The sequence below is a fragment of the Halarchaeum rubridurum genome, assembly GCF_014647115.1.
In the GTDB taxonomy this organism is placed as follows: domain Archaea; phylum Halobacteriota; class Halobacteria; order Halobacteriales; family Halobacteriaceae; genus Halarchaeum; species Halarchaeum rubridurum.
The window spans coordinates 41,605-51,838 of the sequence record NZ_BMOO01000008.1 but is presented as its reverse complement, the minus strand read 5'-3'; the positions used below and the strand labels follow the sequence as shown (position 1 = coordinate 51,838).

The following is a 10,234-nucleotide window of genomic DNA, read 5'->3' as shown; positions in this document are numbered from 1 at the left end:
CTGACTCTCGATAGCCCAACGACTGTCGAGGAGGTCGCGGAGCGTGCCGAGCATGGTGTGGATGCCGCCCGTGAGTACTTGGAGTGGTTCGAGCGCATGGGCGTCGTCACGCGGGTGACGGAGTCGCCGGCGACGTACGAGCGCAACGAGGCATATCTCCAGTGGCGGCGCATACAGCACCTCCAAGAGGAGTACTCGCAGGACGAACTGCTCGAGTTCCTCCAGGCTGCGACGGACCGCGATGAATCGTACGCGACCGAGTTCGACGTCGACGCACCCGAGGACGTCTCGATCACGGCGTACGCACGGGAACACGACCAGCGAGTGGAGGACGTCTGGGAGGACGTCTCGCTGTGGATGACGACGCGACGGCGGATCGCACTCCTCGAACGCGCGCTCACTGGTGTGGACGACGGTGCCGCTGGCCAGCAGTCGCCGGCATGAGCGACGGTGGCGAGACGCCCGAGCTCGACGTCGGTGATGGTGCACCGGTCGATTTCGAACGGCTCTCGATCATCGCTGAGCGTCTCGGAAACGATGCTCGCTTCGCTCGAATTGAGGAGTCGCCGCCGACCGCACCAGAGCGGCTCGTCTGTGTCTTCGATTCCGCGCTCTACCCAGTACAGGTTGACGAGGCACGTCTCGACATCGTCTGGTTTGAGAATGGAACGTTCTCCATTCACTACCACGAAAGCCATGCCGAGAGCGAGTTCGACCATCGGTGGGACCGGCATCCCTCGACGCACAACGCGTTAGATCACATTCACCCAGGGCCGGACGCACCGACGCCCGGGGAGGATACCAGCCATCCCGCTGACTGGCGGGACGTTCTTGCAGCAGTCTTAAGCGAAGTTGAGGACCGCCAGCGTGGCTTCTGGACCGACTAGCTGACTCCACAGTCTGCTTGTCACCCCCAGAGAGGGGTGAGGGGTTCGGCGGACCGACGCGTTCCCCGGATGCCTCGTGATCGGGATGGCTTCGAGAGAGATCTACGCAAACGGTTTCGACGAGGATGTTCAGACTGATGACCAGACGAATGGCTGCCCGGAGTGCGATGGACGAGTGGAGACGAACACGGTGGAGACTGTCTGCGAGGCGTGCGGACTCGTCCTAGCAGAACACGCGATTGAGCATAGCGGCGAACCGGTGTACGACGACGAAACCGAGCGAACAGGCGCGCCACTCACGGCGTCGCGCCACGACCGTGGACTCTCGACGACGATTGGCCGGAAACGCGACGCGAAGGGGAATACGCTCTCGGCGAAGAAGCGCCGGCAGCTCGGTCGACTACGTCGCGAGCAGAAGCGTGGGCGGTTCCGTTCCAAACAGGAGCGAAACCTGAGCCACGGCCTCGGGGAAGTGCAGCGGGTCGCGAGCGTCCTCGACGTCGACGACCCGCTCCAGGAGCAGGCGTGCCAGCTCTTCCAGAGCGCCCACTCCGAGGACCTCCTTCCATGGACGATCCATCGAGGCGGTGGCGGCAGCGAGCGTCTACGCTGCCTGCCGGTGCAATGGCCGCTCACTCCCACTCGCGGACGTCGTCGAGGCCGCACACGTCGGCGAGAATCGCGTGACCAACGCCTACGCGACGCTGAACCAGGAACTCGGACTGCCGGCCCAGCCGATGCAGCCTCATGCGTATCTTCCACGTCTCGCCTCCGACCTCGACGTTCCGGACGGGGTTCGGCGACAGGCGCGGACGCTCGCAGAGCGGGCTGAAGAGACACAAATCGTCCACGGTGCGTCACCGCCGGGATTCGCTGCAGCTTGCCTCTATCAGGCTGCACAGCGGGCTGACTATCGAATCACGCAGGCCGCGGTCGCCGACGTCGCCGGTGTCGCGGCCAACACAGTCCGCGGGCATCGCGACACACTCCGTAATGAACTCGAGTAGCTTGATGGCGCGGAAATTGAGCGGAGCCCCGCTCAGGTTTATACTGGAAGACGAGGGCAAAGGGAGTGTGACGCGACACCCGGACCGTCGTCGCGACGACGAGGCGTTTCAGCCCCACGGCGAAACGACCCGAGAGCCGGACCACGTCCTCGAACAAAACGGCGACCCACGCGATCGATTAGCGGGGACGGACTATCCCGAGACACAGGAGTCGCCGTCGACGTGCCCCGACTGCGGCCAGTCCGTCCCGCTAGCGCGTGAGAGGTGTCGGTCGTGTCGCCACGAGCGCGCTACACAATCGGAGGCGAACGAGGACGACGGAGAGGCGGAGGTGGGGTTCCTCCATCTCGTCTTCACGCTCGTCGCGGCACGCACAGAGACGGCGGCGCTCGCGAAGGGGACCGCCGCACACTCACTCCTCGTTACGAAGGGCGACACCGCGATCGACGAGTGCGAACTCGTCGCCGATGGTGATGGCTCGCCGTCGCGAACGCTCACCAACCACTGGGGCAGCCTTCCCGACGTCGTCCAGATGCAGAGCGACGTCGGCGAACGCCTGCTTCACCAAGCATGTAGCCGCACACAGTGGGAGGACGACGCGGACTCGGGCGGACACGCGACCTACCTCTACGACCATGCCGGGACCACGATTGACTCGCAGCAGCGACTCACCGCAGTGCGTAAGCAAGCAGCGGACGCGCTCTGGCTCGTCCCCGCGCTCGCACTCCAACAGCCGTCGCGTCCCGACGACACAGGACAGCGGTCGTCCGCGACGCCGACACGGCAGACACTCATGTGTCGGCACTGTGAGCGTGAAACCACTCATCAATTCCGCGGCGCCGAAGCCAGTCCCGCCGACCAGTGGGCCGGGCAGCCAATCTGGGACTGTCGAGTCTGTGGGGCATCACGCTACGGCCCGAATCCATCGTAACCCGGAGCGCAGATAGACCGTTATCTTTCCTGCTGCGATATATTAGATGAAACAACCATTAGGTGGGTCTGCGATTGTATCGGGACGCAGGGTCTACTGAACATGCGGTTCCAGTGGACTTATTGACTTACATTCAAGTTCTTGAATTATAGTGATATGTCTGGCTGCGTACGTTCATGCATCACTCACTACTGATACCCACGAGTTCAGCGGCGGATTTGCATTTCTTCTTTTTATCGCAGATTTATTCATTGCGAGCGCTATCGCTCCGAACATTCCAGCAGCCGCCTGACAAACCGAGAGATTAGTCGCCTGTATTAACCGAATCGGGAGTGTAGATAATTCCAGCGCGACGAGGCCGAACCAGACTGTATATCTACTGTCGAAAAGACTATTCGGGTATATAATAAAGGTACCAGTATGGGAGAGAAGAAGGTAAGTGATGGTATGAGAGAAAAGGTTGTGGCATTTCTTGCAGAGTGGCAGATGGGAGCTATCCTTCTACTCGGCTCGGCTATTGTCGGATTTGTTTTCGGCGCTGTTGTGGGGACGATGTGGTCTGGATTTCTCGGATCAATCGTCTTCTTTATTAGTGCAATACTGGCATTTTCTCTATTCTCGTACTTACTCTACGGCCGTTAAGTTAGACCTCTCTATCTAACGCTCAATGTCGCACCAGCAGGAGTACGACGACGACAGCAAGACACTCCAGATGTCGAGTGTAAATCGCCCCCATCACGAGGGAGATAGCCTGTCTCCTGCGGTAGTCTCTGAGGGGTTTTTCGCGCGGAGAGTGGCGACGCGCGCCTAAACAGTGTGCGTCGGACTCGATGATGCACATGCTCATCTACGCATTAGTGGAGGCATCGATACGCGACGAAGCACCGGCGGCAGGCTCATCTGCGTTCGACCGACTGGTTGGCGTCGCCCCAGACGCCGACAGCGTGTTCGACTCCTACGTGACGTTCGACGAGACGGACGTCACCGGGGTGGGCGAGGGGTGGTGGGGTGAGCGGCCGGCCGCGGCGCCGGTTGAGTCGGGCGCCGGCGAAGACCTCTTGGAGGCCGGCTGGGAGGCGACCATCGAGGCGTTCGAACAGAACCTCGTGGCTGTTCGCGAGGGCTTGGACGAACTCGACGACGAGGCGATCATGCGTGACGAGGACCTCGTCCGGCACGCCTGCCACAACCTCGGTGCCTATCGTGGGCCGTCAGTCGTCCTCTACGACGAACACGGACAGGGGATTCGCGACCGAGACCGCCTTGAGCGGGTCCGCAACAGCGCCGAGTCGTGCTGGATCGTCCCCACTGACGTCCACTACTAACGATGGCGGGTCACACGACTCGTCGACGGCCGCCGTGGCAGAGGCCGGTCCCGAAAACCGCCTTCGGCTACTGTACGAGCTGTCGGGAGGTCCCGGCGGACCCGGTCTACGCCGCACGTGGCGATCAGCGCTGTGCCGACTGCTACTTCGAGAACGAACTCACGGAAGAAGAACCGGCATAGATGTGCTTTACTATGTCCGTACAGTACTGCTGATGAACCGGAGAGAGGACTCCGGTTCACCGGTCGCGACCGGTGGGTTCCGATGGGCTGTCAACTCCCCCCAGAGTTGACCATCGTGGCCGGATTTCCGACCACTGGGCAGTCTCCCCGCGCGGGAAGGTCCAGTGCTCAACGCCTCCAGCCGTAGGCAGCTTCCTATTGCTCTGTGAGACATATTGGGCTTACGGCCTACTCATCAAAGACAGACTGCATCTGTCCAGGCTTGGAACGATGATACGCCGAACTTATTGACGGGGAGCTAATCGTCGCGTCCAATCTCAAAGATCGCCAGCCACCCTCACCCCATGGCTCTGTTCTCATTCTACAAGAAAATGATTTATACAATATTGGCACAGGAATTTAATAAGTGGTAGGGCTAACTAGTTAGTATGTCCCAGGCCATTCACGTTCTCCATGTCGACGATGACCCCAGATTTGGAGAGCTAGTGGCCACCTTCCTTGAACGCGAGGATGATGCGTTTACTGTAACCACAGAAACAAGCGTCAGAGAGGGCATTGAGGTTCTCACCAATGAGCGACTAGACTGTATCGTAAGCGACTACGAAATGCTCCAGCAGAATGGCCTGGACTTTCTTAAGCAGGTCCGCGCCACCTATCCAGAACTCCCCTTCATTCTCTACACTGGCAAGGGAAGTGAGGAAGTCGCCAGTGACGCGATCTCTGCCGGTGCGACCGATTATCTCCAAAAACAGTCCGGAGCGGACCAATATACGCTTCTCGCAAATCGAATCCGAAACGTCGTTGAGCGATATCACTCCCAGTCCGAGCTTGAACGCGAACGCTCTCGAATGGAATTCGCGCTAAAATCAATGACTGCAGCGGTCTGGACACGCGACATTACAACAGATACGATGGAGATCTATCCAACCGTCTGCCCCGTGTTCGGGGTTCAGATTACCTCGCTTCAAGATTTCCTCGCTGAAGTCCATCCCGCAGATCGCGAGGCCACCGAGCAGGAAATCCGTGCTGCAGCGCGCTCAGGAGACACATATACAGTCCAGTTTCGCTTCCAGAGGAACAACGCTCTCTGCTGGGGTGAAATGTCGGGCCGCACACTCCAAGAAGAGAGCACAGAACCGCTACAGACAGGTATCACACGCGAAATTACGGACGAAAAAGAGCGCAAACGACGGTTTGAAACGCTTGTGCGGAACCTTCCGGGAATCGTCTATCGTTGTCGGTATACGCCCCAATGGCCAATGATCGATATTCGCGGAGACATCGAGACGATTACGGGCTACACGGCCGCAGACTTTGAGGCGGATACCTTCTCCTGGGGGGACGACGTTATTCATCCAGAGGATCAGGCAGAAGTCTGGGAGACGGTTGACGACACACTTGCAACATCAGATTCCTTTGAACTCTCATATCGAATCATTACTGCAGATGAGTCGGTTAAATGGGTCTGGGAACGTGGACAATGCGTTTCGACTCCGGGCGATCAACCCGAAGTGCTTGAAGGAGTAATTGATGATATCACGACACACAAGCAACGAGAGGAAGACCGGTAACACGAACGGCGCTTCAGATGAGTCGTCGCGAGGAGCCACCATCCTCAAACAGGACAACGAGAGTGGGACCGGGAGCTCACTCGTGCGTACGGGTATCAACTTCAACTTCGAACCGTGCGCCACCCTCTCTTCCCTCAGTAATAGAGATGGACCAGTTATGCGCATCCACAATCTCCTGCACGATTGTGAGCCCCAGTCCGGTTCCATCCGCGTCAGTGGTATAGCCTGACTCGAAAATCTGCTCGCGCTCCGCCGGCTCAATACCGGTTCCAGTGTCCTCCACCGCAAAGCCATCTCCCGTCGCTTCAACGAACACGGTGATATCGTCTCCTCCGTGTGTGATCGCGTTCATAAAGAGATTCTCCAAGAGCTGCTGGAATCGGTTCCGGTCTGCTTGAATCTCACGGGAACTCTCAACGCGCAAATCGGCGTCAGCAGTTGCGACCTGCTCCCACGCGGCTCTCGCAGTCGTTGCAAGGTTGACTGGTGAGCGGGAGCTAATCTCCTCACCTTGCTGCGCAAGCGTCGATAGCTCATCCACCAGTTGCTCCATTCGTTCAAGCGCACTCTCAACCCGATCAAATGCGGCCTCGTCGCCAGCACGTCCCAGATCAAGATATCCCTGCGCGACCGTTAACGGGTTTCGAATGTCATGTGAAATAACACTCGCAAACCGCTCCAACCGCTCATTCTGCTCCCTAAGTCGTGCTTCCCGCTCCGCCCGTTCTAACGCGGTCGTAATATTCGCAGCGAGAATCTTCGCCAACGAATAGTCCGTCTCATCAAATGCATCACGAGTCTCTGACCCAATCATCATCACTCCCCAGTCGCCGAGCGGAAGAATCAACTCACTCGCGACCGGCGACGCTGGATTATAGGCGTCCGGATGCTCCGCCACGTTCTGGATGCATTGCGATTCCCCGGTTTCGAAGACCGTCCACGCGATTGCCTCCCCACGAGGGAAACTCGGCGGATCAGAGAACAAGCCATCGGCGGTCGTATATGCTTCCGGAACGAGTTCATCGGCCTCCGTATCATACTGGTAGATCGCCGCGAGATCGAACCGGAAGAGATCGGTCGTCGCGTCGACGGCATCTTCAACAACTGTTGTCGTTGAGTCCGTCCGGAGCAGATCTCGTGTCGTTTCGTGGAGGGCAGTAAGCTGCTCATTATACCGATATTCATCCGTGATATCGGTGTAGACGGCATATCCATCCGTGTCGGTGGAATTCGTCCGAAGAGGGATCACCTGAAGGTGAAACATTCGCAGTTCACCGGAGGCGGTCTGGCGACAGATCTCCGACTCCTCAAACTGCTCGTAAGCGTATGCGCGCTGGCTAATTGCGGACGCACTGTCTTGCACAGCAGATGGAGTGATCAGCTCATCAATCGACCTCCCTTGGATGTCTGCTTCCTCAAATCCAAACGTCCGTTCAAACGCTGGGTTAACGGCCTGAATAAGTGGGGCCTGGTCGACGAACTCGATCTCAGCGATGCAGTCAGAGCTATTCTCGAAGAGAGCAGTGATTTTGGTATTCTCGTCTTGGAGTTGCCGCCGGTGGCGGCGACGCCGACTATCATAGACCCCGACACCTAGCCCAGTGAGAGTAGCGACGGTAATCGTATGCGTGAACAGCAGATACGGCTTAAATACACCTTCAATGAGCTGAAGGGCGTATACCCAGCCGAGGAGCAGGCAGACGGTAACCGCACTCAGAATACTCCACCGCGCGATGAGATACGCCGTCTGCGGTGAAATTGGCCCATACGCGAGAAGGAGAATCCCTGACCCGACAAGCAAGAGATTGAGAAGGATTGGGAGCGAATTCTCAAGAAGGGTTAGATGGAGAGGGATACCTTGGTGGAGGACGTCTGCCGGGATATCATAGAGGGTGAGTGTGAGAAAAACGAGGCCCAGTAGTAGAATTGCACCGCCGCTCAACACTCGTTTCCAGCGGCTCCGATCCATGAACAGAGAATGACCTGAGGTGCGTCAAATGTTTCGGTCGCCCTCGGCGACAATGCATCGAGACAGGGTTAGTTAGGACCACTATCGGAACGGGCAGCGGAGTATTCGACGCTCTTGAGGATACGCTAACTTGGATTCTACCGGTGGCTTCTGCTATGAAGGAACCAGATATAATTCGATCTGGAGGCATGCCTCACCTGCGTTTGAGTCTGGGAATCGGATTGATCCATGGGCGTTCTCAACGATCCACTTAATGAGCCAGAGGCCAAGCCCACTCGAATGCTCTAACGGGGTCTCCGCTCCCTCCTCCAGTGTATACCGTTCCACATTCGGAATGGAGCCTTCATTCCGAATCTCTATCTGGGCCATGTCTTCTCTCGCCGTCAAGACGGAGACGACGACAGTTGGAGAATCCGTGTCTTGGTGGATAATCCCATTCTCAATGGCTTCGCGTAACGCAACGTCGAGATTCGTATCCGCAAGCACGGTCACACCGGTCGCCCCAGAACGCTGAACATCAGCGGCCGGGTAGTCGGCTGTCACTTCTTCGATAGCGGTCTTGATGAGGGAGTCAAGCCGCTGGGGTTCGACCGTCGTATTGCCGGTCGTTTGTTGGATGTAGCGGGCTTTGTCCGCCATCTCGACGACCGACTCTGCATGCTCAATAGCGATTGCCAGCCGCTGGTGGCTCTCGGCGGATAGCGACTCCGTCTCGTTGACCATCTCAAGGATCCCTTGCACGAGGTTCAGGTCGTTGCGGATGTTATGCCGGAGCACACGGTTGACGATATCTAGGCGTTGTTCGCGGTCGGAGATGTCGCGGCGGGCGTTCGTCAGCGAGTACGCTTGCTCCAGCATCAGCTGCGCATTCAGCTCTGAGTTATCAGTCGAACGATAGTCTGCAGGTGAGATGTAGAAGGGGTTCTTGCAGAGCTGAGTGCGGTAGATGATCTGTGCGTGTGTCCGGAGAGCCTTGGCAGCCGATGTTCCGTTGAAGCGATCAAGGTCATACTGGCAGAGTGCGGTAACTGGGAGCTCTGGGCAGGCAGCATCGAAGTCCGCCTCAAAGTCAACGATGTGGTCAAACGACTGGTCGGTGTGGAAACACCACGAGTTCTCGCCGGCGATCCACAATCCATTGTAGCCGTCGGCAACGCTGGCATTCGCTTCGGTTTCGAGCGTCGAGACCATTTCGGTGGGGTTAAAACCAGATTCGAGGTAGACCTCTTCGGCGTCTCGAATGACGAAGTCTCCAGCGTTGATGCGTTGCTCGACGTCGACATTAGCTCTTCGGAGTGCCGATTTGATGTCCGTAGCGGTGTTGACGTCGAGTAGGTAGACACAGCGGTGCCCTGACTGGAGCCCCTTAACGAGGAAGGCTGTGACGGCAGCCAACTGGGATTCGTTCGACCGGTAGAAGAGTGCGAGATGTCGTGACAGATCATGCGACCCGAGTTCGGCACGGAGGTCTGCGGCAGTCGCGTGGCGCGCCATCTCAGGGGCGAACTCCGCCTCGGACTGTTCCATCATTATCTCCCTCTTGAGATGAAACCATAAAACTGCGCCACTATGTAACAGGTCGATTAGATTTCAACAATTCTCTTAGTGGCGCCGCATACCTACCTAGCAGCTGTTTCAACGAGAATCTGGTCTGACTGATCGGTATTAATAGAGGGACACCGAGCTCTCCGTTGCTGTTTGAGTATCAGCGGACACGACAGCTTCTGGTGGATGCAATCACACGGCTCGATGAGCAGACACCGCGTGTGCAAAGTGTAAATATCCACTTTAGTGGCGTTTCAGACTCTATTAGACACATTTGGATATTTGTCTGATAGCGCGTTAACCAACAATGAGGAGTAGAACCAGAACTGTGTTGGTTAAACTGGATAGGTCGCGACCACCGTCGTGTTTGTCGCCCCCGAGAGGGGTGCGGGAGTGCCTGAGTGGTGCTCTCGCACCGAACGATGAGTGGCACCTTCAACGACCACGCGACGGCACAGACTACACACCAAGAGGGCGAGACTCGCTACGTCGGCTCCCGGGAGCAGGGCGAGACGGTCGTGACGACGCACCCTGGTGGGGAGCGCCTCACGCCGGAGCGTAGCCTCCGAATTGCCCGGCATAGTCCGAGCGGCTTCGCCGTCGGCTATCGCGGGAGTGGCCCGGCACAGCTCGCACTCGCTGTCCTCCTCGACTACACGGATAACGCGGCGCTCGCCCGTGAACACTATCAGACGTTCAAAGATGACGTCATCGGCCAACTCGAGTACGGCGCCGACGGCACCTGGATGCTCACCGACGCCGATATCGAGCACGTCCTCCCCGACGACGTCGCACCGACTGCCTAGCCAACCTCACA

General features: G+C 58.0%; 9 protein-coding genes and 1 pseudogene. 8 read left to right on the top strand and 2 right to left on the bottom strand.

Annotated elements, in window-relative coordinates; all coding sequences use genetic code 11:
• From IEX84_RS13530 to IEX84_RS13500, 7 genes and pseudogenes are all read left to right on the top strand, one after another.
• Nucleotides 1-444: DUF7342 family protein (locus IEX84_RS13530; RefSeq protein ID WP_188873093.1), on the top strand; the 444-nt coding region annotated here is incomplete at its 5' end.
• Nucleotides 441-887, top strand: coding sequence for a hypothetical protein (locus IEX84_RS13525; protein WP_188873092.1), 447 nt, complete (start codon nt 441-443; stop codon nt 885-887). The genes IEX84_RS13530 and IEX84_RS13525, both read left to right, overlap by 4 nt.
• Before the next feature lie 85 nt (nt 888-972).
• Nucleotides 973-1,894 (top strand): annotated as a pseudogene (locus IEX84_RS14930) (transcription initiation factor IIB).
• Nucleotides 1,895-1,961: 67 nt separating this feature from the next.
• Nucleotides 1,962-2,825, top strand: a complete 864-nt coding sequence (locus tag IEX84_RS13515) for a biosurfactant protein 1 (RefSeq protein WP_188873091.1) — start codon at nt 1,962-1,964, stop codon at nt 2,823-2,825.
• A 420-nt stretch (nt 2,826-3,245) separates the two neighbouring features.
• On the top strand, nt 3,246-3,467 hold the full coding sequence (locus IEX84_RS13510) for a hypothetical protein (RefSeq protein ID WP_209590454.1): 222 nt from the start codon (nt 3,246-3,248) through the stop codon (nt 3,465-3,467).
• Nucleotides 3,468-3,658: 191 nt separating this feature from the next.
• A complete protein-coding gene (locus tag IEX84_RS13505; RefSeq protein WP_188873090.1) occupies nt 3,659-4,150 on the top strand; it encodes a hypothetical protein in 492 nt (163 codons plus the stop codon).
• Between the two features lie 610 nt (nt 4,151-4,760).
• Nucleotides 4,761-5,903: a PAS domain-containing response regulator gene (locus IEX84_RS13500; RefSeq protein WP_188873089.1), complete on the top strand. Its 1,143-nt coding sequence runs from the start codon at nt 4,761-4,763 to the stop codon at nt 5,901-5,903.
• A 76-nt stretch (nt 5,904-5,979) separates the two neighbouring features.
• Here IEX84_RS13500 and IEX84_RS13495 read toward each other — a convergent pair whose 3' ends face one another.
• Both IEX84_RS13495 and IEX84_RS13490 read right to left on the bottom strand, forming a co-directional pair.
• Entirely contained in the window at nt 5,980-7,872 is a 1,893-nt protein-coding gene (locus IEX84_RS13495; protein WP_188873088.1) for a sensor histidine kinase, read from the bottom strand.
• Nucleotides 7,873-8,025: 153 nt separating this feature from the next.
• Nucleotides 8,026-9,399 carry an MEDS domain-containing protein gene (locus IEX84_RS13490; RefSeq protein ID WP_188873087.1) on the bottom strand — a complete coding sequence of 458 codons (1,374 nt, stop codon included), beginning with the start codon at nt 9,397-9,399 and terminating at the stop codon, nt 8,026-8,028.
• A 440-nt stretch (nt 9,400-9,839) separates the two neighbouring features.
• Between IEX84_RS13490 and IEX84_RS13485 the strand changes: the two genes are divergently transcribed.
• On the top strand, nt 9,840-10,223 hold the full coding sequence (locus IEX84_RS13485) for a DUF6166 domain-containing protein (protein ID WP_229732382.1): 384 nt from the start codon (nt 9,840-9,842) through the stop codon (nt 10,221-10,223).
• Nucleotides 10,224-10,234: the final 11 nt, after the last annotated feature.